This is a genomic window from Dyadobacter psychrophilus, from assembly GCF_900167945.1.
GTDB lineage: Bacteria > Bacteroidota > Bacteroidia > Cytophagales > Spirosomataceae > Dyadobacter > Dyadobacter psychrophilus.
Genome location: NZ_FUZA01000001.1, coordinates 1,557,248 through 1,583,545 on the forward strand (window position 1 = coordinate 1,557,248; position 26,298 = coordinate 1,583,545).

19 protein-coding genes and 3 tRNA genes are annotated in these 26,298 nt (G+C 44.1%); 15 read left to right on the plus strand and 7 right to left on the minus strand.

Annotated elements, in window-relative coordinates; all coding sequences use genetic code 11:
- Positions 1–96: 96 nt before the first annotated feature.
- Entirely contained in the window at positions 97–807 is a 711-nt protein-coding gene (locus tag B5X68_RS06615; protein WP_082213811.1) for a 3-keto-disaccharide hydrolase, read from the plus strand.
- On the opposite strand, the gene B5X68_RS06620 is transcribed toward B5X68_RS06615, so the two are convergent.
- Entirely contained in the window at positions 802–4,800 is a 3,999-nt protein-coding gene (locus B5X68_RS06620; RefSeq protein ID WP_082213812.1) for an AAA domain-containing protein, read from the minus strand. The genes B5X68_RS06615 and B5X68_RS06620 overlap by 6 nt on opposite strands.
- Before the next feature lie 24 nt (positions 4,801–4,824).
- The gene (locus tag B5X68_RS06625) at positions 4,825–5,898 is read right to left on the minus strand and encodes a TerC/Alx family metal homeostasis membrane protein (RefSeq protein ID WP_082213813.1); all 1,074 of its coding nucleotides are present in this window, start codon (positions 5,896–5,898) and stop codon (positions 4,825–4,827) included.
- Positions 5,899–6,258: 360 nt separating this feature from the next.
- Here B5X68_RS06625 and B5X68_RS06630 point away from each other — a divergent pair.
- The 7 genes from B5X68_RS06630 (at position 6,259) to B5X68_RS06660 (ending at position 13,294) form a co-directional block, all read left to right on the plus strand.
- Positions 6,259–6,331: transfer RNA gene (locus B5X68_RS06630), tRNA-Gly, on the plus strand.
- Positions 6,332–6,396: 65 nt separating this feature from the next.
- Positions 6,397–6,482: transfer RNA gene (locus tag B5X68_RS06635), tRNA-Leu, on the plus strand.
- 106 nt (positions 6,483–6,588) lie between these two features.
- Positions 6,589–7,287 carry a response regulator transcription factor gene (locus B5X68_RS06640; protein WP_082213814.1) on the plus strand — a complete coding sequence of 233 codons (699 nt, stop codon included), beginning with the start codon at positions 6,589–6,591 and terminating at the stop codon, positions 7,285–7,287.
- A complete protein-coding gene (locus B5X68_RS06645; RefSeq protein WP_082213815.1) occupies positions 7,271–8,647 on the plus strand; it encodes a sensor histidine kinase in 1,377 nt (458 codons plus the stop codon). Before B5X68_RS06640 ends, B5X68_RS06645 begins: the two co-directional genes overlap by 17 nt.
- 139 nt (positions 8,648–8,786) lie before the next feature.
- Positions 8,787–9,245, plus strand: a complete 459-nt coding sequence (locus B5X68_RS06650; protein ID WP_082213816.1) for a putative universal stress family protein — start codon at positions 8,787–8,789, stop codon at positions 9,243–9,245.
- Positions 9,236–10,147: a bestrophin family protein gene (locus B5X68_RS06655; protein WP_082213817.1), complete on the plus strand. Its 912-nt coding sequence runs from the start codon at positions 9,236–9,238 to the stop codon at positions 10,145–10,147. The genes B5X68_RS06650 and B5X68_RS06655 overlap by 10 nt, the downstream gene beginning before the upstream one ends.
- Positions 10,148–10,354: 207 nt before the next feature.
- Complete coding sequence (locus B5X68_RS06660) at positions 10,355–13,294, plus strand: DEAD/DEAH box helicase (RefSeq protein WP_082213818.1); 2,940 nt, start codon at positions 10,355–10,357, stop codon at positions 13,292–13,294.
- A 172-nt stretch (positions 13,295–13,466) separates the two neighbouring features.
- Here B5X68_RS06660 and B5X68_RS06665 read toward each other — a convergent pair whose 3' ends face one another.
- The 3 genes from B5X68_RS06665 to B5X68_RS06675 all read right to left on the minus strand — a co-directional run bounded on the left by B5X68_RS06665 (position 13,467) and on the right by B5X68_RS06675 (position 17,747).
- Positions 13,467–14,762 carry an adenylosuccinate synthase gene (locus B5X68_RS06665; protein WP_082213819.1) on the minus strand — a complete coding sequence of 432 codons (1,296 nt, stop codon included), beginning with the start codon at positions 14,760–14,762 and terminating at the stop codon, positions 13,467–13,469.
- A gap of 75 nt (positions 14,763–14,837) precedes the next feature.
- Entirely contained in the window at positions 14,838–15,338 is a 501-nt protein-coding gene (locus B5X68_RS06670; RefSeq protein ID WP_026630576.1) for a Fur family transcriptional regulator, read from the minus strand.
- A 117-nt stretch (positions 15,339–15,455) separates the two neighbouring features.
- Positions 15,456–17,747, minus strand: a complete 2,292-nt coding sequence (locus B5X68_RS06675) for a RelA/SpoT family protein (protein ID WP_082213820.1) — start codon at positions 17,745–17,747, stop codon at positions 15,456–15,458.
- Positions 17,748–17,918: 171 nt separating this feature from the next.
- Here B5X68_RS06675 and B5X68_RS06680 point away from each other — a divergent pair.
- A tRNA-Leu gene (locus tag B5X68_RS06680) sits at positions 17,919–18,000 on the plus strand.
- A gap of 166 nt (positions 18,001–18,166) precedes the next feature.
- Positions 18,167–19,516, plus strand: a complete 1,350-nt coding sequence (gene tig / locus B5X68_RS06685; RefSeq protein WP_082213821.1) for a trigger factor — start codon at positions 18,167–18,169, stop codon at positions 19,514–19,516.
- A gap of 53 nt (positions 19,517–19,569) precedes the next feature.
- Here the strand turns inward: tig and B5X68_RS06690 are convergent, their stop codons facing one another.
- Complete coding sequence (locus tag B5X68_RS06690; protein ID WP_082213822.1) at positions 19,570–19,950, minus strand: helix-turn-helix domain-containing protein; 381 nt, start codon at positions 19,948–19,950, stop codon at positions 19,570–19,572.
- Between the two features lie 251 nt (positions 19,951–20,201).
- On the opposite strand from B5X68_RS06690, the gene B5X68_RS06695 reads away from it, so the two are divergent.
- The 5 genes from B5X68_RS06695 to B5X68_RS06715 all read left to right on the plus strand — a co-directional run bounded on the left by B5X68_RS06695 (position 20,202) and on the right by B5X68_RS06715 (position 25,483).
- On the plus strand, positions 20,202–20,876 hold the full coding sequence (locus B5X68_RS06695) for a ClpP family protease (RefSeq protein WP_082213823.1): 675 nt from the start codon (positions 20,202–20,204) through the stop codon (positions 20,874–20,876).
- Positions 20,877–21,129: 253 nt separating this feature from the next.
- Complete coding sequence (clpX, locus tag B5X68_RS06700; protein WP_082213824.1) at positions 21,130–22,374, plus strand: ATP-dependent Clp protease ATP-binding subunit ClpX; 1,245 nt, start codon at positions 21,130–21,132, stop codon at positions 22,372–22,374.
- Between the two features lie 106 nt (positions 22,375–22,480).
- Entirely contained in the window at positions 22,481–23,257 is a 777-nt protein-coding gene (locus tag B5X68_RS06705; protein WP_082213825.1) for an SDR family NAD(P)-dependent oxidoreductase, read from the plus strand.
- A 134-nt stretch (positions 23,258–23,391) separates the two neighbouring features.
- Positions 23,392–24,351, plus strand: a complete 960-nt coding sequence (locus B5X68_RS06710; RefSeq protein WP_082213826.1) for a 1-phosphofructokinase family hexose kinase — start codon at positions 23,392–23,394, stop codon at positions 24,349–24,351.
- Positions 24,352–24,421: 70 nt separating this feature from the next.
- Complete coding sequence (locus B5X68_RS06715; RefSeq protein ID WP_082213827.1) at positions 24,422–25,483, plus strand: 6-bladed beta-propeller; 1,062 nt, start codon at positions 24,422–24,424, stop codon at positions 25,481–25,483.
- Positions 25,484–25,512: 29 nt separating this feature from the next.
- Here the strand turns inward: B5X68_RS06715 and B5X68_RS06720 are convergent, their stop codons facing one another.
- Positions 25,513–26,283, minus strand: a complete 771-nt coding sequence (locus B5X68_RS06720) for a hypothetical protein (protein WP_229208308.1) — start codon at positions 26,281–26,283, stop codon at positions 25,513–25,515.
- Between the last annotated feature and the right edge of the window lie 15 nt (positions 26,284–26,298).

Here is a 26,298-nt window from a genome sequence, read left to right on the forward strand (position 1 = left end):
GACGCGCACGACAATCGCGCCTTAACTTTTTTCAAATAAGTAATTAAAAACTGAAAAGTACTTAATATTGTGTTCCAAAACTTTAACAACAAGGATATGAATTTTACAAATTGGCGTGCTTTCACTAAGGCTGGCGTGGTTGCATTATTTTCACTGGCTTTTATCTCAAACACCGCAGAGGCGCAGGAAAAGGGAAAATGGGTGAAATTATTCGACGGAAAAAGCCTGAACGGCTGGCATAGCTGGCAGTCGGACGAGGTGTTGCCACAATGGAAAGTTGAAAACGGCGCTATTGTTCTTGCGGAAAAAGGCGGCAAGGATCTTGTTACGGACAAAGAATACGGCGATTTCGAATTAGAATTGGAATGGCAGATATCCGAAGGCGGCAACAGCGGCATTATTTATCATGTAATTGAAGATAAAAAATATTGCTGTCCATATTCAACCGGACCTGAAATCCAGATCCTGGATGACGTGAAACACCCTGACGCAAAAGCGGGTAAGGCAGGAAATCACAAATCCGGATCACTTTACGACATGCTTCCTCCAAAAGATTTCGCAGCTGTGAAACCAGCGGGACAATGGAACAAAGCAAAAATAGTAGTGAAAGGCGGTCGTGGTGAAAGTTGGTTGAATGGCCAGAAGTTGGTCGATTTCCCAACGCAAGGCGGAGAATGGGATAAATTGGTTTCCAACAGCAAATTCAAAACCTGGGAAGGATTTGGTGCTTCTGCAAAAGGCAAAATCGCTTTACAGGATCACGGCAACAAAGTTTCTTTCAGAAATATCCGGATTAAGGAGCTATAATGGCTCGTAATTCACCGTTTTAGTCCAATACTCGCGGCTATAAATCCGGCTGTAAGGCCAGTTTTTCTGCTGCAAAAGAAGGGGTAGATAAGCGTGCGGTTCTTTTGACGATTTACTGTAATGGTACAAATCATCGTCAGTGAGGATCAAACCCTTATAAACCCCTTCTTTTTTTATTGTAATGTCCCCAAACGGAAGCTCCTTTCCGAAATCATCATTTTGCTTCAACAGCTGGTCTTTCAGAAGCCAGTCGGACCTGAATTTTCCGGCTTTAAATGGCTCAGGGTGAAATTTCCCTTCTGATACATTGAGTGCGTATTCAAGATATGCTTTCAGTATTTTAGGGCCTGCATTGGCCGTTTGATCCGTTTGCAACTGTGATGGCCAGAGGCTCGTTACGAAGTAAATTCGCTCCCGCGCACGCGTAACCGCCACATTAAGCCTGTTTTCGCCGCCCTGCATGTTCAAGCTTCCAAATTGCATGGAAACCTTTCCCTTTTCATCAGGTGCATATCCCATTGAAAAAATAATGATGTCGCGTTCGTCGCCCTGAACATTCTCGATGTTCTTGACAAAGAGATCTTTAACGGAAACATTTTCCTTTTCCAATGCATCCTGAATGGCATTTTGCTGGTAAAAGTTAAACGTCACAACGCCAATGCTCTTACCGGTTTCACCAAGCTCTTTTATCAATTCAATAACTTGCTCAACTTCAACAACATTAATGTTGTTTTTCCAAACTCCATCCGTTTTAATATATTGGATTCCAGGCTGATCGTCATTTATTCTTGAAAAATCCGGAAGCAACCTCAATGTATCTTTATAAAAATTCCGATTCGAGAAATCAATCAAATCCAGCGAAAGGCTGCGATAGTGTCCTGTAAGTTGATATTGGTCAAGCGATTGCGCTGCGAGGTCGAGCAATGATTCAATTTCGATAGCCGCTGAGTATTCTTCCTCCTCCCCTTTTTCTTCGTATCGGATTTTATACAAATCACTAGGAGACAGCTGCTTGCTGTCGCCTGTAACCACAATTTGTGCTCCACGAAACGCGGCCGGCAAGCCATACTCGGCATAACATTGCGACGCTTCGTCAAATATCACCAGGTCAAACAAGGCTGACTGCATTGGAAAAATGGCAGAGACTGCTTCTGGCGAGGCCATCCAACACGGAACCAACGAAAAAACCTCGTCTGTATAACTTTCGAGCAGTTTCCTGATCGGCCAGATCTTTCTTTTCTTGGTTACCTGGTGCCCCAGTTCCCGGTAAGTAACGCGGTTACCGAGCCTGTTTTTTTCGATATCCTCATAAGTGGCTTCACGCAATTTAATGCCGGTAATGTCTGTGCTCAGCTTCTGTTTTTCTGTAATGCTTTCTTGCAGATTTGTCTCCCATTGTTTCATTTTCAATGAAGTAACTGCACGCAAATCAGGAAATTTTGTTTCGATATGTTCGATCCAGGCAAGCCGGATGCTATTTTCAAAGAAATTTACGAGGTCCTCCGCGTTCGATAATCCCAACTTTTTGCTTTGGTCCACGATAATCCTGGTCATGGCTTGCTCAGGGAAGGTCATATTTTCAAACAAACTATCCATATCCACCAATGAATCAAAATCCCTGGTGAGCGACGCAAGCATTTCCTCACTGTATAAGCCCGGGTCTTCCAGCAGTTTCTTGATTTGTTGCGGCAACAGAAATGGAGACATTGCTGCTTCCAATTTACTCCAAACCCCGATCCAGGATATCAGATCGTCAAGGCTTTGAATAAATACGTCTGCGGTTACACTTTCGTGGGCAATAAGCTTCAAAGTCGTAAACCAGGGATCTAATGTTGCCCTCACCGCTGCATCGGCTGCGGCTTCGGAATTTTGAAAAAACGAAACGTACTGCGCACCCACATTGCCTTCATCCAGATCAACGTACCTTGGGTCAAAATTTAGATTCTTATTTGTCAGCCAACTTTCCAGCTCAATCCGGTTTTTGACTTTTATTTCAAGTGCCGAAAGATCATCCAGGGAGGTTGACAGCCCATTTTTCTTTGCAACCCGTTCTACTTCCTTTTTCTCTTTTCCAAACATATTCCACCAAAGCCCTGAAACCGCAGAACTATTGGCATCGATTGATTTTCTCAGAGATTGCAGAAAGGAATGCAGTTTGTCTTTTGGAAGGGAAAATTCGATACCATCTTCGGAAAGATAACCTTCCAGTGCATCCGTCGTCTGCCTGATGAATGCGAGCCGCTCGTGTCCGCTCGCAAGGTCAGATATATATTTTTTGAAAAGATCAAATGTAGTTGCACTGGAAATCAGCGCGGTAATGTCCGTCAGGCGCTCCGTGATCTCACTTTTCCTTTGTAAATAATCCAAAGAAAAAGGCTGTTTGGTCAAAAACTCAAACCTTTTCACTTGTTTGGAAAACACCTCCGGCCATTCAGAAAGCATCTTTTCCATGCTTCGCAATTCGCTTAACCCAAAATTGGCAAAGCTTTTGCGTTTTGCCCAGACGTGATCGGCAGAAAAATGCAAAACATACACGCTATACGTCTTAAGTCGTCTTCTGAAATGATCCAGATTATCCATCCGGAAAAACCGGTAATGCTCCTTAATATCGGCATTCGGGCCCTTCTGATCACTTTTCAGATAAAGTTCTTTGATGCTTACCCCACATTCCGTTTCATCAAATAATGCTTCGCGAAATGCATTCAAATCCTGAACCGTACGATCTATTGCCCTGCTTTGCTGCGTAAATTGCCTTTCCAGAAAAACCGCATCCAGACTGTAATTTTGTTGTTTATATTCCTCAACCTTTTCAATTTGTGAGGCCAGCTGTCTGTAAAGCGCAGGACGATCATTCTTGAAATCGTGAATAAGGCCCACGAAACCGGTCATACCAATCGTTTGAAGTCTTTGATATACAACATCGAGCGCAACCCTTTTCTGACAAACCAGCAATACACGCTTTCTTCTAGAGGCAAAATCCGCCATCAGATTACAAATAAGCTGCGATTTGCCACTGCCGGGGGGACCTTGCACAACCACCGATTTACCGGACTTTACAGCCAGAATAATTTCCTCCTGAGATTGGTCGATAGGAAATGGCGTCAAGATCTCCTCTTCCCTTACCGTTTTGTTTTTGAAAGGTGAATCTACAGTGTCCGTTTGCCCATCCCAGTCCGTTTCCAGCTCGTCTTCTGCGAGCAGCGGAATGGAAAAAGAGTCATCCTGCGCTTTTTCAAGGAGCAAATTATAATCCGGAACAAGATAGGAACCCGCCTGAGGAAAAATCCCGAGCACCGCTTCCGGGAAAAGCTTCAATTCCCCGTTACGCTCATTAGCAATCAGTTCCGAGCTTTTCTGTGCATTAAATGCCACAATTTTATCGTCAAAGAGCTCCTGATTGAAATTGATTTTCAGGGGAGTAGACTTCAACCATTCATACACCTGCGTCCTGAATTCCAGAAAATCTTTGGGAAAGTCTTCAAACGACTTTTCGAGAACTTCGTCTGATATCGGCGACTCATTGAAATGCGCATAAGCAAGCGCGAAACTCGAATTGAGGATTACTTCACTTTCGGGAACCTCAAAAAGGCACCATTGCTCCCTATCCATTTTCAATGTGACCGGGAAAAACAAAAACGGCGCGTGAATGGGGGTTCCATCTGAAAGTTTTCCCTTTACAAACGGATAACCTACATACAAATCCCGCGAACCCCGCTCCTCTTCAATAAATCTTTCCGTACGCGCAATTTTCCGCAGCTTCTTGCTGACTTCATTCACTTTTTCGAACCGGGAATCGGCAACGTCGCAAAGCGCAATACGGGTCTTTCCAAGCACCAATTGCCTTACCAGCTCAACAGACGGCTTTTCCAGCAAAAAATCGGTTTCATGAAGATCCAGAAACTGTTCCGATGGTAACCCGGACAGCAATAGCGATTTATTGCGTGTGCTAAGATTTGTAAGGCGTTTTAAGTAAGCTTTTAGAATGCGATTCATAGATACTCAAACGAGCCTGACTGCTTAACTATTGGATATGGTCTCAGGAGTTACTTCCTTTTTCTCCGGAAACACTACAGAGGCCAGGATACTAACCGCCAAAATGCCCAGAATCACATAAAGGGAATAAACAGTTTCAAATCCGATCGCTTCCAGTTGTGTATGGAAAAGCATTTTCCCACCGATAAACACGAGCAAAACACCCAATCCGTATTTAAGAAAGCGGAAAAGGCCCATAATGTTGCTCAAGAAAAAGAACATGGAACGAAGCCCCATGATGGCGAAAATATTGGAAAAGAATACGACGTAAGGATCTTTTGTAACCGAAAAAACGGCCGGAACTGAGTCAACTGCAAAGATGAGGTCGGTGAATTCAACGATCAGGACAACGACAAAAAGCGGGGTTACCATCCACTTGCCTTTTTTCAAAACAAAGAAGTGTTCGCGGACATATCTTGGAAAAACCGGCAGGTATTTCGAAGCAAACTTTACAACCGGATGTTTGGCCGGGTCAATTTTTTCGTCCTCGCCACCTTCAAAAAAGATCTTGCCACCCTGGTAAACCAGCAGTAAACCGAAAATGTAAATGATCCATTCAAAGCGCTGCATTAGTGCGGAACCAAGGAAAATAAAGATAAAACGCATGATAATTGCGCCCAGAACACCCCAGAAAAGCACTTTTTTATAATATATCGGCCTGACACCAAAAGATGAGAATATCAGGATAATGACAAATATGTTGTCGACTGAAAGCGCATATTCAAGCAGATATCCCGTGATAAATTCAAGGGACATGTTCTTTCGATAAATCTCGAGACTGCCCTCATAGTCGCCGGGAATAAGCTTTAAATGCGGCGCATACTTGTCTTTTACTGCGGACAAGTCGGCAAAATTGTTCATTCCGTGCACGAGGTCACCGTGTGTATTAATGATCACATAGAAGACAAGGGCAAGGAAAATCCAGGCAACCGTCCAGGCGGCAGCTTCACCAAATTTTACAACATGGTCTTTTTTATTAAAAACGCCCAGGTCCAAAAGCAGCATTACGCTGATGACCAATATAAACCCGCCAAAAAACAGAACTTCGTTAGAAAACATGAATACAATATTTTTTAAAACAAATAAATCGGAACGAAGACAGGATCTGTCATTGAAACAGTAATCTAAGCAATCCTGTCAAAGGAGGCAAAGGTAACTAAAATATAAAGTGCTAGAATTAAATAGGACGGGCGGTAGAAAATTTATGCCAGCCCGTGAATCACTTGCTACGAAAGCCCTGCGTTACATTCTGATTTTTTAGAAAATTCCGCTCCAAATAAAAAAATATGTATTGCCTACCGATTGAGTAACAATTTGTTAATAAAAAGTCGAGATTTTTTTACTAAATATTTCACTCAAAAACTTGCGTCACATACTGCCTGTACCTACATTTGCACCACCATAATCAAAAACGGTTATGCGAAAGTAGCTCAGCTGGTAGAGCGCGACCTTGCCAAGGTCGAGGTCGCGGGTTCGAACCCCGTCTTTCGCTCAGAGGTTAAAGCACCGGAAACGGTGCTTTTTTTCTCTATATGCCATCTTAATTACGTGGCTAATGCCGGGGTGGTGGAACTGGTAGACACGCAGGACTTAAAATCCTGTGAGCCGAAACGCTCGTACGGGTTCGATTCCCGTCCCCGGTACAAAGCCTCTGGAATCTCACCAGAGGCTTTTTTCTTGCCCTTATGCTTTAATTAAGCAATACTTTTCTACATTTATCATCCTGACGATTTTTCAATTTTTGCCCGCATGAAGCTTTTGCTTATCGAAGACGAACCCAGTGTGATCTCCCTCATTCAAAGAAGTCTTTCTGCTTCGGGACATGAAATAACGGTGGCGATGGATGGCAAATCCGGGCTGGAAATGGCCACGCACCATGCATTCGATATGATTATTCTCGACCTGATGCTGCCTGTGATCAATGGCATGGAGGTTTGCAGAAAGATCCGCAGCGCTGGCTTTGCTACTCCTATCCTTATGCTCACCGCGCTAGGCACAACTGAAAATATTGTGTCGGGACTGGACGCTGGTGCCGACGACTACATGACGAAACCATTCAAGCTGGCCGAGCTCGAAGCCCGCATACGGACGCTGACAAGACGGGGAAAAGAACTTGAAAAAGAAAATAATGGCGTAACATTGAAAATCGCAGATCTGATTTTGAATACCGAGACCAAGATCGTGCAAAGAAACGGGCAAACCATTGACCTCACCGCCACAGAATTTCGCCTGCTCGAATTTTTGATCAACAACAGAAATAAAGTGCTGAACAGAATGGAGATCCTGGAAAATGTTTGGGACATTAACTTCAATCTGGGCACCAATGTCGTGGATGTGTATATCAACTATCTCCGCAAAAAAGTGGATAAAAATCAAAAGAATAAGCTGATACATACCGTTTTCGGCATGGGATATGTGATGCGCCAGTCTTATGAAGATACAAACTAAAATTGCACTCATTTTCACGATGCTCACTTCGGGCATCATTGTGGCGCTGAGTATATTCATCTATACTTTCGGGTCGGAGAGCGTTTCGAACAGCTTTTATCACCGCCTGGAAGTGAGGTCCGACATCATCGGACATGCAGCATTACAGGAAAGCAAATCTACCACTTCCATTTATTATGACATTAAAGAAAGGCATTTGGGTGACTTGCCTTTTGAGCAACATCACATTATAAAGAACGGTGAAGTTGATAAGGCAAAAAAACTGAAAGAGCAATTGCCCATGCCTCCTTCTTTCTACGACAACATTGTCCGGAAAGAACCTGCCCGTTTTTTCAAAAACGACACTTCTTACGTTGGTCTGAACATTAGCCAGGGAGGGAAAACAATTATTATACTGTCGTCTGCGGTGGATCTTTACGGTCTGGAAGAGATTGAAAACCTGAAAAAACTGCTTACTGTGGGCTTTTTCATTTCAATGTTCTTCGTTTTCACATTTGGGAAACTGTTTTCTACCCAGGTTTTTAATCCAATCAGGCGCATTGTCAGCAATGTGAAGGGCATCAGCGCGCACAATCTGCATCAGCGGCTGGAAGTTGCCGGGAGTAAGGACGAGATCGACGACCTTACACACACATTCAACGACATGCTCAATCGGCTTGAAATTACATTTGAAATACAAAACAACTTCGTAAGCAATGCTTCTCACGAATTTAAAACCCCGCTTACGGTGATCAGTGGCGAAGCGCAGCTGGGTCTTTCACTGGATGGTATTCCCGAGGCGGCAAAAACATCGTTCGAAGTCATTTACCATGAAGCCGGAAAGCTGGAACATTTGGCAAACAGCATGTTGAAACTCGCTCAGACGGGCTTTGATGGCACAAAAGAACAATGGTCCTCTATTCGGGTGGATGAACTTGTGCTGTCTGTAAAAGAAGCTGTGGACAAGATCATTCCAGATAACAGGGTTGAAATCAATTTTGATCACTTGCCCGATGACGAAGCTAAATTAACCATCAATGGAAATCAGACATTATTGACGGCCGCATTGTCCAATATTGTGCTTAATAGTTGCAAATACTCTGACAACAAGCCTGTGAACATTATAATTTCTGCTGATGAAAAACATTCCATTGTAGAAATAGTGGATGTAGGAATCGGCATTCCTGATCGCGAGATCGCCCAAATCTACGTCCCGTTTTTCAGGGCATCCAACACCGAACGCTACAAAGGTTATGGGATAGGGCTTCCGCTGGCTAACAACATCATCAAAAAGCATAACGGGACCATAGCCGTTAACAGTCAGGTGGGTACGGGAACGAGCTTTAAAATATTCCTGCCATTCTCACAAGCCAGGCTCTAATCTCATTTTAATAATCTAACCCGGTTTTAATAACTCTCTTATTGTATTATAACGCCGCTTTTAATTGGTGCTAACAACCTCGCTGTAACATTGTATTATCATTTTAATCAATGTATTTATCAACAAAACGCGAGAAAATATGAAGACTGTAGTTATCCCGGCTGACTTTTCCCCTGAAAGCTTGCAGGTTGCGCACATCCTGGCCAGAAATGCGCAGGAAAAATTTTCAATCGTCTTTACACATCTTTTCCATGTGGCAGACGACATTCAGGACCTGCTTTTCTCAACTTACAGAAAGAAAGAATACGACTTCGTTTCAGAAGCTTTCTGGGAAGAGTGTCACGTTATTAAAAATTTGTACGGAAATAAGGTCCATAGCATCAAAGTGGAATTTTTCTATGGCAACAAATTGGCCGCATTCAAAAATTTCCTTGACGCCCACGACGCCGATTTCATTGCTTACTCAGAAAACAATGGCATCCCAAAATTGTCAAAAAGCAGTCTGGACGCATTACCCGTTATAAAAAAGTCTGGCGTAGAGCTGATTAATGTTGATAAGATAGAGGAACCAGCAAATTCACAAGAAATATGCTTCTGAAAAAAAATATTCCCATTAAATACATTTTTGGCAAGATCAAATACGAAATTTTGTTCGTTGCCATTTATGGATTTGCGATTGAGATCATCTATAAAAATTTCAACATTACAGAGATCTCAATCCCGATGACCGTGCCTACGGTGCTGGGAACGATCATTTCACTCCTGCTCGCATTCCGGTCCAACCAGGCTTACGACCGTTGGTGGGAAGCCCGTCAGATTTGGGGAGCTGTGGTTAATGATTCCAGGACACTGGCCCGCCAGGTAATGTTCCTGATCGATGATCCTTATAATCCGGATCAGATAGATGGATTTAAAAACCGCATTATTAAACGCCAAATTGCATGGTGCTATGCATTGGCGCACGGTCTTAGAAAAGAAGACCCAATGCCTGCCATCGAAAAATATGTATCAGCAGAAGAAAGCGAATCATTGCAAGATTATGATAATAAGCATGTTGGATTAATTCAGCTGCATGCGCGCGATTATAATAATGCATTAAAGCAGGGTTGGGTAAATCCTTATCAGCAAATTGAGATGGATGCAACGCTCACGCGCCTGGTGGACTCGATGGGTAAATGCGAACGGATCAAAAACACTGTTTTCCCGTCAACGTATAGCCTTTACATTCATCTGGCGCTGCACTTCTTTATTTTGCTGCTCCCGTTCGGACTGGTAGAACTTTTCGGTTTCCTGATGGTTCCTGTGCTGATCGTGATCACCGGATGCTTTTTTCTGATCGAAAAAATGGCAATCCATTTGCAGGATCCATTCGAAAACAAACCTACGGATACGCCTATGCTGACTATTTCGCGGAACATTGAGCGCGATTTGAAACAAATGATGCGTGATAAACAAATGCCGGTAATGGTGCCGCAGCCTGAACAATTTTATGTTTTGTAGGCCGCGCGTAAGCCCTCTTTTTACGTGAATTTATGCGACAATAAACTAGGAACTTGTTCTATAAAATATAAAAAAGACTTCCGCGTGGAAGTCTTTTTTATTGGTCGCTTTTCACCTATATTTGAAGTTTTCCAAATTGTAAAGAGGCTCTTAAATTCCAAGAGCCGCGCTTTACAAAGCACTTCACGCCTAGCCAACTATAAAAGAATGAAAGTTTCTCCCACAGAGCCGTTTAAAATTGTTTATTCCATTCTCAATCATGAATTTTTGGGATACATTTTTGAATCCTTTGTGGTTCAATTGAATCATCAGGGCGATTTTTCCTTTCAGATCCAGAACATTTCATCAAAAAACATTAAGGAATTCCGCACCGGCATTGACCAGCGTGACGTCGAACTGGTGGGACTCATCGACGACATTCAGCAAGATGTGATCCTCCGGAAGTTTAATCCTAAGAAATTAAACGCAGTAGATTTTTTCCTGAAAGTTTATGACACGCAAAAGGGCGATAAACTGGTCCAGGAAGCCATTTCGACCTATCTTGAAAGCTGTAAGGCTAAGATTCTGGAAAGGCTTAGCGGCAAGGATATTTTTATCATGGGAAGTGATGGAAACCCGCTTTGGAAACCTGTAATGTGGGAATCCGAAAAAGCAACGATCCGCTTCCATTTTATCAGAAACGAGGATAACACACATTACTTCCCCACGATCCGCCACAAATTTCAAAAAGTTGATTTTCAGTATAAAAACGCTTTTCTGATCTGCGAAGAACCAGCCTGGCTCGTACTGGACGGACATTTATTGCATTTTGAAGGGCATGTGGATGGTAAAAAGATCAAACCATTTTTGGCCAAAAAATTTATTGCCATTCCCGGGCAGGTTGAGGAACAATATTATGGCCGATTTGTAGCGCCTCTCATTGCCTCCTATGACGTGGTCGCCAGAGGTTTCGAAATCCGAAATGTGTCTTCCACACCCAAAACCGTTCTGACTATCTCTGAATACAGTTCCACCAAGAAAGCCCCTGCCCTTTTCCAGGATTCCGACGTGGAGGTGATTGACGAAGAGGAGGACAACGACGTCGCTTTCGATTTGTCATTTCAATATGCCAGTTTCTCTTTCCATTACGACAGCTTTGCACACGCGTCGAGCGTGCATATGGAAAAGAAAGGCAATGATTATCTTTTCAATAAAGTAAAACGCAGTATTGAAATAGAAAGTCAGAATGTGGCCCTGTTGAAAGAATGGGGGCTTAACATTAGAAATGGCAAGGTCCAGATGCCCAAGTCACAAGCTTTCGGCTGGCTGCAGGGCAATGCAAATCTGCTGGCTGAAAACGGCATTGCGGTCAGGCAAAACACGAGTGATGCAAAACGTTATTTCCTGGGCTATTCCTCCATCGACATTTCAATTCAGGAGGGACGCGATTGGTTTGATATTAATGCAAAAGTAAAATTCGGCGAATTTGAAATTCCGTTTATACAGCTAAGAAGCTATATACTGAACCGTAAGAAAGAATTTTTGCTTCCCAACGGTGAGATCGCGGTAATTCCGGAATGGTGGTTTACAAAATATTCCGAGTTCTTCTCCTTTACCGAACACGATGGTGAGAATGATCCCTTGCGGCTGCGTATGCACCATCTAGCATTGGTACAGGAGTTAAAGGAAGAAAATCTTGCCACCGCCACAATCAGCCGGAAACTGGAAAATCTGCGCGATTTTAACCATATTGAAGCCGTTGAACCGCCGCTGCATTTCGAAGGAACATTGCGTCCTTATCAAAAAACAGGTTATGATTGGTTAAGGTTTTTGAAACAATATCGCTTTGGCGGATGCCTCGCGGACGATATGGGTTTGGGGAAAACCGTCCAAACGCTGGCATTGCTGCAGGCCGAGAAAGAGACCGGTGTAAAAGAGCCGTCCATGCTCATTATGCCCACTTCCCTACTCTACAACTGGCAACTAGAAGCGAAAAAGTTCACGCCTGATATGAAAGTGCTGCTCTATACAGGCACCAATCGCGAAAAAGATACAGCACAATTCGACAACTACGACCTTATCTTAACTTCTTATGGCATTGTCCGCCTGGACATTGAGCTGATTCAGTCTTATCGTTTCAATTACGTGATCCTGGATGAGTCTCAGGCGATTAAAAATCCGGCTTCCATCATTACAAAAGCAGTCAGAAAGCTCAATTCCGCTAACAGGCTCGTTCTTACAGGTACGCCAATTGAAAATAATACATTGGATCTCTGGTCTCAGATGTCTTTTGTCAACCCCGGACTTTTGGGCAGCCAATCCTTTTTCAGGGATGAATTTCAAATCCCGATTGAAAAACGCGGGGATGAAGAAAAGACAAAACGGCTCTATAATCTAATTAAACCATTCATATTAAGAAGATTAAAATCACAAGTTGCCACCGACCTGCCGGAGAAGGTCGAAAGCATTCAATATTGCGACATGTCTGAGGAACAGGAAAAAGCTTATGAGGAAGCGAAAGCATATTACCGCAATATGATCCTGCAAAGCATTGATACAGAAGGCATTTCGAAATCACAGCTCGTTGTTTTACAAGGTCTTACCAAGCTCAGGCAGCTAGCCAATCATCCATCTATGGTCGATCCGGAATATGCACATGGTTCGGGGAAATTTGAAGATGTGTTATACAAAATGCAGACTGTCATCAGCGAGAACCATAAAATATTGATATTCAGCCAATACATTAAACACCTTGACCTTTTCAGACAATTTCTGAATGAGAAGGAGATAACATATGCTTACCTGGATGGTTCAACCAAAAATCGTCAGGAGCAAGTCGAGCTGTTTCAAAACAACAACGACATTAAAATCTTCCTTATTTCGCTGAAAGCCGGTGGATTAGGTCTGAATCTCACCGCCGCAGACTACGTTTTCATCCTCGACCCCTGGTGGAACCCCGCCATCGAAGCCCAAGCCATAGACCGAGCCCACCGAATCGGTCAGGACCGTACGGTTTTCACATATAAGTTTATCACCAAAAATTCAGTAGAGGAAAAGATCCTTGCGTTGCAGAGAACGAAAAAGCAGCTAGCGGATGACTTGATTTCTAATGAAGAAGGATTTATTAAGTCGTTGAGCAGGGAAGATGTGTTGAATTTGCTGGCATAAAAGCCCGTCATTCGGAGCGCCCTACGGCTTGCCAGCCTGAGCCCCCTCAATCCTGTCAGCCCGAGCCCCCTTAAAATTGTCAGCCTGAGCGGAGTCGAAGGCACGCTACTTCCCAGTAACGTGCCTTCGACTCTACTCAGGCTGACAGAGAAAGTATCTCTTCTTCTATTCCTTAAACCGACAGCGCCGAAGCCTCCCGACTAATCAACGCCTCTCTATCCGGCCCAGTTGAAATAAACGTGATCGGCAATTTCAATTCTTCTTCCAGGAACTTCACATATGCCAACAATTCGTCAGGAATTGCGTCAAAATCGTGTATTCCGTCTAATGATTGTTGCCATCCTTTAAAATCTTTGTAAACAGGCTCAACCGTTTCGTCACACAGATCGTATGGCAAATGATCTGTTAATGTTCCGTCCGGCAGGCGGTAATTGGTGCAAACGCGGATGTTGTCGAAAATGGTAAGGACATCCACTTTCATCATGATCAGCTGCGTTACGCCGTTGATCATGATTGCATATTTCAATGCAGGCAGGTCGAGCCAGCCGCAACGGCGCGGGCGTCCAGTTGTAGCACCGAATTCACGACCTTCCTGGCGCATTTTTTCACCTGTTTCTTCTAATAATTCTGTTGGGAAAGGGCCACTTCCTACGCGTGTGCAGTAAGCTTTAAAAATCCCGAAAACCTCTCCGATCTGACTTGGTGCAATGCCAAGACCGGTGCAAGCACCAGCCGTCATGGTTGTGGAGCTTGTAACGAAAGGATAGGAACCGAAGTCAATGTCAAGCAATGATCCTTGCGCACCTTCTGCCAAAACAGTTTTTGATTCCGCTAATGCTTCATTGACAACGTACTCGCTGTCTACCAACGAAAACTGCTTCATAAACTCAATGGCACCAAAGAAGTTTTCTTCCGATTTTGGAAGCACCTCCGAGTAATCAAATGAATAGAAATCAAGGATTACTTTATGTGCGTCAACCAGTTTTTTATATTTGGCAGCAAAGTTCGGAGAAAGAACGTCTCCTACGCGCAGGCCTAATCTTGCTACTTTGTCCTGGTAAGCCGGGCCAATTCCTCTCAATGTTGAACCGATCTTGGAATCGCCTTTCGAACGCTCATAAGCAGCATCCAGCAAAGCGTGGGTAGGAACAATAATCGATGCTTTTTTGGAAACATAAAGATTACTGATCAGGTCAAGATTATATTTTGCGAGATTCTCAATTTCTCTTTTGAAAACGATTGGATCCAGCACAACGCCGTTTCCAATGATATTCTGGATATCGCTACGGAAAATGCCTGATGGAATCTGGTGCAAAACATGCTTAATTCCGTCAAATTCCAATGTATGACCAGCATTAGGTCCTCCTTGAAAACGGGCTACAACCTGATAACGTGGCGCCAGGACATCCACAATCTTTCCTTTTCCCTCGTCTCCCCATTGAAGACCAAGTAATACGTCAACTTTCATTCAATTTATGATTACTGAAACTAATATGGTGTAAGGTTGGCCGGACAGGCGAATGCTGTCCGGCCCAATAAAGTATTATCTGTCTTCGTAAACAGCAGAAGTTTCCCGGACCTCGTTCCGGTTCTGGCAGTTCTCTTTGGTGCAGTTTCCATAAAAAATAAGCGAATGGTGCATCACGCTGAAATTCAGCATTTCACCCACCATGTTCTGGATAGACTGGATCCTCGGATCGCAGAATTCCATCACTTTATGGCAATCTGTGCAGATCAGGTGATCGTGCTGTTTGTTACCATAGGATTTTTCGAATTGCGCCAGGTTCTTACCAAACTGGTGCTTGGTAACCAGGTCACAATCCACCAGAACGTCCAATGTATTGTAAACAGTCGCGCGGCTAACCCGGTAACGCTTGTTTTTCATGCTGATGTAAAGCTCATCTACATCAAAGTGATCTTCCCTGGTGTAGATCTCCTCCAGGATCGCGAAACGCTCAGGCGTTTTACGCAGTCCTTTATTTTCCAGGTAAGCCGTTAAGATTTTCTTTGCGGCTTCAAAATTCGGTTTGCTGGCTTGTGGCATATCTCTGATATTCTTGCGCGAAAATACGCTTTTTTACTTAAATCACAGTCACTTTCACAGTCTTAGTTCAGACTATCCAATTTTATAACACATCAGCATGCTAATCGTTCACTGCTGCTATTTGCCGTTCAGGTTTGTGTCAAAACGTTGCACATTGTACACGCCTTCAACTTGTTCCAATTTCCCGATCAGGATATCCAAGTGCTTGGTATCCTGCACATAAAGTTTGATATCACCATTGAAAACTCCATCTTTTGTATCAATAGTGAGCCCTCTCATATTAATGTGCAGCTCATTTGAAATGATCCTGGTAACATCATTAACCAGGCCCACGCGATCGGTTCCCGAAAGGTAAAGCCCCGCCAGGAACGCCTCGTCCTTACCCGATTCCCACTTGGCCTTAATGATGCGGTTTCCGTGCTTGGACATCAATTCTGCGGCATTCGGGCATGTTGTTCTGTGGATTTTGATTCCTTCATTAATCGTCACAAAACCAAAGACGTCATCACCGGCAATTGGATTACAGCACACGGCAAGCTTATAATCGATCTTATCCATATCGTCACCGATCAGCAGCGTATCACTATCCGCCCGGTCACCATGAATGTGTTTTAAAAATTTGGTCAGCGTTTTGCCATCACCCGACTGGCTGCTCGCAGGCGGTGTAGCATTACCGGTGTCCGTGGCTTTGCGTTCCTTGGCTTCTTTATCTCTCTTAAAACGCTTTAATTCATCGAGTTGAATGTATCCTTTTCCAATTCTGTAAAAGAAATCGGCCGCTGTTTTACATTCAAAAAACGCCCTTAACTGGTTTACAACTTCGGCTGTCAGATCCATTCCCAGGATTTTCAGCTTCTTTTCAACCATTTGACGACCGTCCGTTTCGTAACGACGGTTATCTTCTTTCAGAAAGTCCTTAATCCGCGCCCTGGCTTTTGACGTTACAACGATCCGCAGCCAGTCTTCATTAGGTTTCTGCTTGCTGGAAGTGATAATTTCAATCTGATCGCCGTTGTTGAGCACATAACTGATCGGAACCAGGATGCCGCCCACTTTTGCTGCCATGCAATGCGCGCCTACTTCCGAGTGTATATCAAATGCAAAGTCCAGCGCAGTAGCACCGCTTTGCAATACTTTCAATTCTCCTTTTGGTGTAAAAACAAAAACCTCTTCATTGAACAAATTGCTCCTGAACTCATCCAGAAACTCGATAGCGGCTGTTTTGTCGCCAAAACCATTCTCCAATGTCTCCCTGACCTGCGTGATCCACTGTTCAATGTTGCCTCTTACTTTGGTATCATTGCCCTTGTATTTCCAGTGCGCCGCGTAACCTTTTTCAGCAATTTCATCCATACGTGACGTCCGGATCTGAACTTCCACCCACTGCCCGCTCTTGCTCATCACGGTAGAGTGCAACGATTGGTAACCGTTCGCGCGAGGCGTGCTCAGGAAGTCTTTTAAACGATCGGGGTTAGGCTTATAATGGTCAGTAACAATGGAATATGCCTGCCAGCAAATCGCTTTTTCCCGGTCATTCTCCGCCGAAGATTCCAGCACAATGCGAATGGCAAAAAGGTCATAGATTTCTTCAAAAGGCTTATTCTGCTTCTTCATTTTGTTCCAGATCGAATAAATCGATTTGGGACGGCCTTTGAGAATAAAATTTAAACCGGCAGATTCCAGATCCTGCGCAATAGGCTCCATGAATTTCGCAATGAAGCGATCACGAATGCCTTTGGTTTCTCTCAACTTCCGGGCAATGGCGCGATATTCCTGCGGCTCAGTATATTTCAGGTACAGTTCTTCCAGCTCGGATTTAATGCTGTAAAGTCCAAGCCTGTGTGCAAGTGGCGCGTAAATGAAGATCGTTTCGGAAGCAATTTTAAGCTGCTTGTCACGCGGCATGCTGTCCAGCGTCCGCATGTTATGCAACCTGTCGGCCAGCTTCACAAGGATCACCCGCACGTCATCCGAAAGCGTCAGCAGCATTTTCCGGAAGTTTTCAGCTTGCTGCGAACTTCCATATTCAAACCTGCCCGAGATTTTGGTCAGGCCATCGATGATCTTGGCGACTTTCTTTCCAAAAAGTCGCTCAATGTCCTCGATACGCATATCCGTATCTTCAACAACATCATGAAGCAATGCGGCTACGATGCCTGTGGTTCCCAAACCAATTTCTTCAACAACGATCTGGGCAACAGCAAGCGGATGGTAAATATAAGGCTCACCTGACCGGCGACGCATGTCCTTATGCGCGTCAACGGAGGTGTAAAAGGCTTTTTTAATTAATTTTGCATCATTATCCTTCAAAAAGGGCTTGGCTGTTCGTAATAACCTCCGGTATTTTTTGAGAATATCCTTACGCTCCTGTTCCAGATCAATGGTGAGGGGTTCAACGAGTTGCTCCACTGCTATATTTTAATTGGTATGCTTCACCAAAATAACAAATTCCGGCGACAGTTTTCAATTTTATTTTACCCAAAGATAAAATTTTCAAAAAAATTTGGATGTATCTAAAAAATAAGAATACCTTTGCACTCCCAATTCGACAAAAGGCGTCGAAAACGGGATAAAAAGTGAGCGGGCGTGGCGGAACTGGTAGACGTGCTAGACTTAGGATCTAGTGCCGCAAGGCGTGGGGGTTCGATTCCCTCCGCCCGTACGAATTACAAGGGAATGACGGGGCGTCAGGATTCCTATCTCGATAAGAAAAATGAGCTGCTCCGAAGTAAAACCCGTCAAATGCCCTCAGGACTTAGTTTTGAGGGCATTTTTGTTTTTCTTTTCTGTTTAATCTAAAAGGTATTTACCCATAGCATAAGCGACACATGGAAGTTGTATTAGAAAAAAATTCGCCAACATTAGCCTCTCTGAAAGTAACGTTGACAAAAGACGATTATCAGCCAAAAATTGATAAAACGATCAAGGATTACTCTAAAAAGGTTAACCTGAAAGGCTTTCGTCCCGGCAAAGTGCCATCCCATGTGATTCAGCGCATGTATGGTAAAAGCATTCTGGTTGACGAAGTGAACAACCTGTTGAGCACTGCGGTAAGCAGCTATATCAGAGAAAATAAATTGCAGGTTGTTGGTGACCCTGTCCCAAACCGCGAAAAAGCTGCCGAAGTAAACTGGGACAGCCCAAGCGAACTGGAATTCATTTATGACCTGGGTGTTGCAACCGATTTCGAAGTCAATTTTTCTGACCTTCCTGCGGTAAAGCGTTACACAATCAATGTGGACGATGCTGAATTGTCTAAAACCATTGAAAGCCTTCGTGAGCGTTTTGCCGAAAATATCCACCCGGAAGTAAGCGAAGAGGGCGATATGATTTTTGGAGAACTGAAACAGGAATCTTCTGAATTCACAACCCGCACTGCAATCCCTACCAAACAGGTAAAAGCAGACACGCTGGCGAAATTCATCGGTGTTAAGAAAGGCGACGAAGTTGTTTTCGACATTCAAAATACATTTTCTGACGAAGCTGCGATTGCGCATGTGACCGGAAAAAAGAAAGAAGACGTAGCAGAACTTTCCGGCGATTTCACATTGGTTGTTGAGGACGTAACGCGTTCGGCAGCATCGGAATTGAACCAGGATCTCTTCGACAAGGTTTTGGGCGTAGGACAAGTTGAAAGCGAAGAGCAGTTCAACGAAAAATTGCTTGAAATCATCAAAGGAAATTACGAGCGTGAAACAGAAGCATTGCTTCGCCGCGACATTGAGAACGCTTTGCTTGACAGCATTGCAATCGAACTTCCAGGTGACTTTCTGAAAGATTGGCTGGAGCGTACGAACGAAGGCAAATTTACCCGCGAGCAGATTGAAGATCAATTCGAAGATTTTAAGAAATCATTGAAATTGAGCCTGATCAAAAATAAAGTTGCTGACAGAGAAAGCGTTAAAGTTGAATATCCTGAAATCCTTGAATTTACCCGCAACATGGTAAAAGGACAATTCGGAATCTACGGTGACGACGAAAGCATGAAAGAAACAATTGATCGCGTTGCGCAGGGTTATCTTGCAGACAAAGAGCGCGACAACTATACCAATGTTTTCAACCAGGTTTTTGATAACAAAGTAATGGAGATCATCCGCAGCCAGGTTTCTACGGACGAGCAGACCATTGAAGTAAGTGAATTTGAAAAACTGGCAAAAGGCGAAGAAGTCGCTGCTTAATCAGTTTTAATAATATTTTTTTTCACCGTCCCCGATCGCTCGGGGCGGTGTTTTTATTTAAAGCCTATCCGCTCACGTTCCTCACCAATGTGACGGATAATTCCATCGCCAAACCATTGACGGAATTTTAATTTCCATTGGTCCAGCTCATTCTGCATTCGCCTGTTTTCGGCCAGCAACCGGGTATTTTCCTGGCGGAGCCACTCCGTTTCCGACATTGTTAATGAGTCGAAACCGAGCAATTCGGGAAGCGGGACGTCTAATAATTTGCCAATGTTTTCAAGACGTGAAACCGACAATTCGGTCCTGCCTCGTTCCAGATCGCCGTATGCTGTGGTGGAAAGCCCGAGCATATCAGCCATGTTTTCCTGGGAAAGGCCTTTCTGCAACCGGATCATCCTGATTTTCTCCGATAAGTTAGATGCAACATTCATAGCTAAATCTATTTTAAATGTCGATGGATCAATTTATAATGCAATGTAATCAACACTTTCTTTGCTGGCTCTCGCAATTTTCGATAATTTATCGCTAGAATAAACAAGGATTATTCAATGAAATAATCAATTTTGTGAAAACCAAAGAATGAAAGAGCCTGATTATTATCAGAAACTAACATATAGTGCTTTTTGTTCTTTTAGTTAGTTTGCCCTTTAAATATAAATTCAATTAAAATTTAAGTTTATCGATGAATCACGGAAATGAATTTAGAAAATACGCCGTTCACCATCTTGGAATGAATGGCCTTACAGTTGACGGCTACGTAAACCACACAGTTGAAAATATGACGCGCTCGGTTATCGAAGAGCGTCCGATGAACTTCCGTGAAGTAGATGTGTTCTCACGCCTTATGGCTGACCGCATTATTTTTATGGGAACTGGTGTTGACGACAACATTGCTAACATTATCGTTGCACAGCTTTTGTTCCTCGAATCTGCGGATGCAAAAAAGGATATCCTGATGTACATTAACAGCCCGGGCGGTTCGGTTTATGCAGGATTAGGCATTTACGATACCATGCAGTATGTGCGTCCTGATGTTGCCACAGTTTGTACGAGCCTCGCGGCTTCTATGGGTGCGGTGCTTCTTGCAGGCGGTGCGGCTGGTAAAAGATCAGCCCTTCCTCACGCCCGCGTCATGATCCACCAGCCATCAGGCGGCGCACAGGGAACATCTGTCGACATTGAAATCACTACGCGCGAAATCGTAAAATTACGTCACGAATTGTATGAAATCCTGGCCAATCACACGGGACAAACTCCTGAGCAGATTGCGATTGACTCCGACCGCGACAAATGGCTAAAAGCCTTGGAAGCAAAGGAATACGGTTTGATCGATGAGGTTTTGACAAGAGACAAATAACGATTAACAGATCCAATTTCAACAGCCTGGACAAACAACTTGTCCGGGCTGTTTTATTATATGGCCTATCGGCAATTTGGTATCCCGGACAAAAAACCGGAAATTTGTAATTGTCACTACATCAACGAATGTTGTGAAGATTGTGAAACAATAATTTCTATCTTCTTGTTAATGTGACTTCTGGTTTGTTTGATCCTTTCAGGACTTGCCAGTCGGCAGCAACCCGGCAAATTTTTAAAATATAGCGAAATCAATGGCACAAGTAAGTTGTTCGTTCTGCGGACGTAAGAAAAACGAAGTAGATTTATTACTTTCCGGAATCGATGCACACATATGTAATCACTGCATTGCGCAGGGACATCAGGTTATAACAGAGGAGTTGGGTTCCAAAGAAGATAAAAAGGAGAAAAAAACGAAGTTACCCAAGCTTAAACCAATTCCTCCACACGAAATCAAGCATTTTCTTGAACAATATGTAATCGGTCAGGACGAAGCAAAACGTTCATTGGCGGTTGCAGTTTACAATCATTATAAGCGTCTGAATCAGCCGACTTCCGAAGATGATGTGGTGATCGAAAAGTCAAACATCATTATGGTGGGCGAAACAGGAACAGGCAAAACCTATCTTGCTAAATCCATCGCACGCATTCTGCAAGTTCCTTTTTGCGTGGCGGATGCGACGGTTGTGACAGAGGCTGGTTACGTGGGTGAAGATGTGGAAACAATCTTGACAAGATTACTGCAAGCTGCGGATTACAATGTAGAGGCAGCGGAACGCGGGATTGTATATATTGATGAAATCGACAAAATCGCCCGTAAATCGGATAATCCTTCAATTACACGTGATGTTAGTGGCGAAGGCGTTCAGCAGGCACTTTTGAAATTACTGGAAGGCTCGTCTGTCAATGTTCCACCGCAAGGAGGACGCAAGCACCCGGATCAGAAAATGATCACTTTGAACACAGAGAACATTCTGTTCATCTGCGGCGGCGCTTTTGACGGCATTGAAAGACACATTGGAAAGCGCATTAACACGCGTCCGATCGGTTTCTCCGGCGATAACCGCATTATCGAGATCTTTGATAAAGGAAATCTGATGCGTTATGTGACTGCCATGGATTTGAAATCATTTGGTTTGATCCCTGAGCTAATCGGCCGCTTGCCCGTTTTGACCCATTTAAATCCATTGGACCGCGAAACATTGCGCCGGATTTTAACAGAACCGAAAAACGCTTTGGTAAAACAATATTCCAAACTCTTCTCAATGGAAGGGATAACCCTTCATTTTGAAGACGAAGTGCTGGATTTCATTGTGGATCAGGCAATGACTTACAAGCTAGGGGCACGTGGCTTGCGTGCAATATGCGAGTCCATCATGACAGATGCCATGTTTGATTTGCCATCCCAAAAAGACGTCAAGGAATTCACGCTTTCGCTGGACTACGCAAAAGACAAGTTTGAGAAATCTTCCATGTCTTTACTACGCTCAGTGGCTTAAAAAAGCGATTAACTGCATTTAAAACGCCCTGCTTTCCTCATCGGAATTCAGGGCGTTTTACTTTTTATGGCAATAGTCCTATTTTGCATCAAAATTGATTCGAAAAATGGAAAATTGGTTAGCAAACAAGTCTATTGTAATTATTGGAGGAACGACTGGGCTGGGCTTCTCTGCTGCCAAGGCTTTTGTAAGAAATGGGGCAAATGTGGTTGTAGTCGGCCGAAACCCTGAGAACTGCCTCGTGGCTGAGCTTCATCTGGGCAATACAGCCCGAGCGAAACAAGGAGACGCCACACATCCGCAAACTGCATTGGATGCCATTCAGCTTTGTATTCGCGAATTTGGAAGTTTTGACGGACTATACCATGTGGCCGGCGGAAGCGGCGAAAAATTCGGGGACGGCCCTTTGCACGAACTATCCCTGGAAGGCTGGAATAAGACACTCGATCTTAATTTAACATCCTTAATGCTCTCAAACCAGGCTGCTATCCGCACATTTATGGGCATGAACAAAGGCGGCAGCATATTGAATATGAGTTCAGTGCTTGCGCATGCACCCGCCGCGCAGCATTTTGCCAATCACGCATATGCGACCGCCAAATCAGCAGTGATCGGTTTTTCCAAATCCATCGCAGCTTCCTATGCTTCCAAAAATATCCGCGTGAATGTTTTAACGCCCGGTATTATCGAGGGCTTGGAAAACAGCACGGAGGCTTCCGACAAATTTATCAAAAGCAAACAACCACTCGATGGCGGCCGTTATGGCTTACCCAATGATCTGGACGGCATTTCGGTCTATTTTATGTCTGATTACGCGCGATTTACAACCGGGCAGATTTTCACAGTGGACGGAGGCTGGGAGATTACCGACGGGCAATATTAGTTAAGAGGAAGCCATTGTTTTGTGAAGAAATTGAGTCGGCTGCACCAGACATCACTTTTTTTCTTTTATTCGCGTAAATTCGTTCAATAAGTCAAATAAGCTTATTGGTTTTTAACTCACGCAATACAAATTATATGGCAACCGGCCCCATTGTAACGCTTACAATCAATCCTGCCCTTGATAAGAGTTCAAATGTTTCACGCATTGTACCCGACAATAAATTGCGCTGTGATGCCCCGAACTTTGAAGCAGGCGGCGGCGGCATTAATGTTGCCAAAGCCGTGCACAGATTGGGTGGAAATCCCATAGCCATATTTACAATAGGCGGCCCCACGGGTCAGCGTTTGCATAAATTGGTTAAGGCTGAGGGCGTTGAGACAATGGTGATAGAGACCAAGCAATGGACAAGGGAAAATTTCCACGTGCTGGAAACGAGCACCGGATTCCAATATCGCTTCGGGATGCCTGGAACCGAAATGATGCCCACGGAAGTAAGATCTATTCTGGAAACATTGGAAGAGTTGGATCCAAAACCCTCATACATTATCGCGAGTGGAAGCTTACCGCCGGGAGTTCCCATAGATTTTTACGGACAAATTGCCAAGATCGCAAACCAGCAAGGTGCCAAATTCATTGCGGACACATCCGGTGACGCACTTCGCTATGCGACAGAAGCAGGAATTTATTTATTAAAACCAAACATTGACGAGCTAAGCGAGCTGGTGGGGGTTGAAAAACTGGAACTGGATGAAGTGGACGACGCAGCAAGAGCATTAATCATTCGCGGACAATGCGAAATTGTGGTCGTTTCCATGGGCGCAATGGGTGCAATGCTGGTCACCGAAGATCAGGTTGAACATATTCCGGCTCCGCCAGTTGAACCGAAAAGCACGGTTGGTGCCGGTGATAGCATGCTCGCCGGCATTATATGGACATTATCTCAGGGAAAATCTGTGCGCGAAGCGGTAAGAATGGGCGTTGCCTGCGGAACTGCCGCTACGATGAACTCTGGCAGCGAATTGTTTAAGATGCAGGACGTGAACCGCCTTCTGGATTGGCTCAACCGTTACGGCAAACGCTATTCCGCGAGCTGATTCTTTTAATGTCAAAAGGTAAAATAGTAAGAATTTATTGGAACCGCCTTTTGCTTAGAAAACATTAGTTATGCCTGAACAACACACCCGCCGCGATTTTGCAAAACTAACAGCGCTTACTGCTGCTGCGATTACATTCAAGCCATTTTACATTCTTCATGCGAAGCCAAAAGTGGATGGCGAAGTGATCGGCCATGGATCTTATAAATATAAGGTCCATCAGGGTTGGGGAAATCTGGATGCTTCGAAATTTCCTGTCAATAACTGCCACGAAATGGTGCAGGACAGTAAAGGCAGGCTGATCATGGTCGGTGATGAAATCAAAAATAATATTCTCATTTACGATAGATCCGGCAAATTGCTGGAAACCTGGGGACACGAATTTCCAGGCGGGCACGGTCTGACGCTTTGGAATGCTAATGGTGAGGAATTCCTTTTTATTAGTGATCCGAACATTGGCAAGGTTTTCAAAACAGATTTAAAAGGTAAAATTTTGCTCACCATCGAGCACCCTTCAAAAGTAGGCGCATACAAGGAAGCCGATCCGTTTAAGCCAACAGAAACGGCAATTGGACCGGACGGAACAATCTACGTTGCAGACGGCTACGGTTCTCAGTGGATTTTGCGATACAACCAAAAAGGAGAATTTATCGACAAATTCGGTGGTTCGGGAGATGGCGATGCCCAGTTTTCAACAGCACACGGCATAGCGATCGATTACCGCGATAAGGCAAATCCAATATTGCTGGTAACCTCGCGCGCACACAACGCCTTCAAGAAATTTACATTAGACGGGAAATATATCAGCACATTGTTCTTGCCGGGTGCATTTGTTTGTCGCCCTGTGTTCCATGGCGATACGCTGTTTGCAGGCGTTTGCTGGTCAAGATTGCGCTATTTGAACCAGACGCCCAACTCAGGTTTTGTAACCATTATTGATAAAAACAACAAGGTCATCTCAAATCCCGGAGGAACGGCGCCAGTTTATCAAAAGGGTGAATTGCAGTTAATGTTGCAGGAAAAACCAATTTTCATGCATTGTCACGATGTCTGCGTTGACAATGATGAAAACATTTACGTGTGTCAGTGGAATGCCAAAAAGACGTATCCTGTAAAATTAGAAAGAGTTTAATTCCAACAATCGGGCTGATTTGCTCAGCATTAGCGGATCAGCCTGATTGTAATGCCATTAATGATCATTGTGCCAACGGTCAAAATCCCGTAAGCCGCGCCGATTGACATTTGAGGCACAAGCATAGCAACCCCTACGAGAAAAGCTACAAAACCATATCCCGCCAAAAGCAAACCGTAAAGAATCCGCACCGCTGCGTCGGATCCCTGCTGCGAATGCGTGAAAACAGCCAATGTTGAGGTCATAATGGGAAAAGGCGTCAATATGCCGCTCCAAGTCGGGCCGAGATAATCGGCTGCCTGCGTTAGCAGCACCACGAAAAACGTCGCAACAAGCATTCGCAAAGGAATGTCATAAACAGGCTGTTTCCTGAACTCACCTTTTCCTTTTGGTTTTGGGAAAAAATATAAAACTGCCGTTAACACGACGAGATTCAGCAAAACTGCGGAAACCAGCGAAATAGTGTTACCCAGAGACAAAACCGCAACGATAAAAAAGACCACATAACTGATCAGAACGGTTGGTAACCAGGAAAGTCGGGATGATACAATGGAGTAGACCAATGCAAAAAGCATTGTTCCAACGGAGCCCAGCAAAGCTGATGTAATAGTTGACGCTGCGAACAAGGGTCCGTGCTCCAATGCAATAAAAAAAGAGATTGGCCCTGCAACCCAGGGAAACCCACCAATCCAGCCGCCCAGGCCCTCTCCCCATTTTCTGACAGCAAGTGTTACCCCGGCGATGAGCGGAGGCATAAGCAGAATTTTGGCAAGAAGCAGATCAGACAAAGCAGCAGGCATAAAATGTGATCACAA

What these genes read in the sequence shown, in the direction of transcription:
- B5X68_RS06640 (WP_082213814.1), top strand. Translation starts at nt 6,589, where the DNA reads ATGAAGCTTTTGCTTATCGAAGACGAACCCAGTGTGATCTCCCTCATT.
- clpX (WP_082213824.1), top strand. Translation starts at nt 21,130, where the DNA reads ATGGCACAAGTAAGTTGTTCGTTCTGCGGACGTAAGAAAAACGAAGTA.
- B5X68_RS06720 (WP_229208308.1), bottom strand. Translation starts at nt 26,283, where the DNA reads ATGCCTGCTGCTTTGTCTGATCTGCTTCTTGCCAAAATTCTGCTTATG.
- B5X68_RS06615 (WP_082213811.1), top strand. Translation starts at nt 97, where the DNA reads ATGAATTTTACAAATTGGCGTGCTTTCACTAAGGCTGGCGTGGTTGCA.
- B5X68_RS06660 (WP_082213818.1), top strand. Translation starts at nt 10,355, where the DNA reads ATGAAAGTTTCTCCCACAGAGCCGTTTAAAATTGTTTATTCCATTCTC.
- B5X68_RS06620 (WP_082213812.1), bottom strand. Translation starts at nt 4,800, where the DNA reads ATGAATCGCATTCTAAAAGCTTACTTAAAACGCCTTACAAATCTTAGC.
- B5X68_RS06715 (WP_082213827.1), top strand. Translation starts at nt 24,422, where the DNA reads ATGCCTGAACAACACACCCGCCGCGATTTTGCAAAACTAACAGCGCTT.
- B5X68_RS06710 (WP_082213826.1), top strand. Translation starts at nt 23,392, where the DNA reads ATGGCAACCGGCCCCATTGTAACGCTTACAATCAATCCTGCCCTTGAT.
- B5X68_RS06625 (WP_082213813.1), bottom strand. Translation starts at nt 5,898, where the DNA reads ATGTTTTCTAACGAAGTTCTGTTTTTTGGCGGGTTTATATTGGTCATC.
- B5X68_RS06645 (WP_082213815.1), top strand. Translation starts at nt 7,271, where the DNA reads ATGAAGATACAAACTAAAATTGCACTCATTTTCACGATGCTCACTTCG.
- B5X68_RS06670 (WP_026630576.1), bottom strand. Translation starts at nt 15,338, where the DNA reads ATGCCACAAGCCAGCAAACCGAATTTTGAAGCCGCAAAGAAAATCTTA.
- B5X68_RS06695 (WP_082213823.1), top strand. Translation starts at nt 20,202, where the DNA reads ATGAATCACGGAAATGAATTTAGAAAATACGCCGTTCACCATCTTGGA.
- B5X68_RS06655 (WP_082213817.1), top strand. Translation starts at nt 9,236, where the DNA reads ATGCTTCTGAAAAAAAATATTCCCATTAAATACATTTTTGGCAAGATC.
- B5X68_RS06665 (WP_082213819.1), bottom strand. Translation starts at nt 14,762, where the DNA reads ATGAAAGTTGACGTATTACTTGGTCTTCAATGGGGAGACGAGGGAAAA.
- B5X68_RS06650 (WP_082213816.1), top strand. Translation starts at nt 8,787, where the DNA reads ATGAAGACTGTAGTTATCCCGGCTGACTTTTCCCCTGAAAGCTTGCAG.
- tig (WP_082213821.1), top strand. Translation starts at nt 18,167, where the DNA reads ATGGAAGTTGTATTAGAAAAAAATTCGCCAACATTAGCCTCTCTGAAA.
- B5X68_RS06705 (WP_082213825.1), top strand. Translation starts at nt 22,481, where the DNA reads ATGGAAAATTGGTTAGCAAACAAGTCTATTGTAATTATTGGAGGAACG.
- B5X68_RS06690 (WP_082213822.1), bottom strand. Translation starts at nt 19,950, where the DNA reads ATGAATGTTGCATCTAACTTATCGGAGAAAATCAGGATGATCCGGTTG.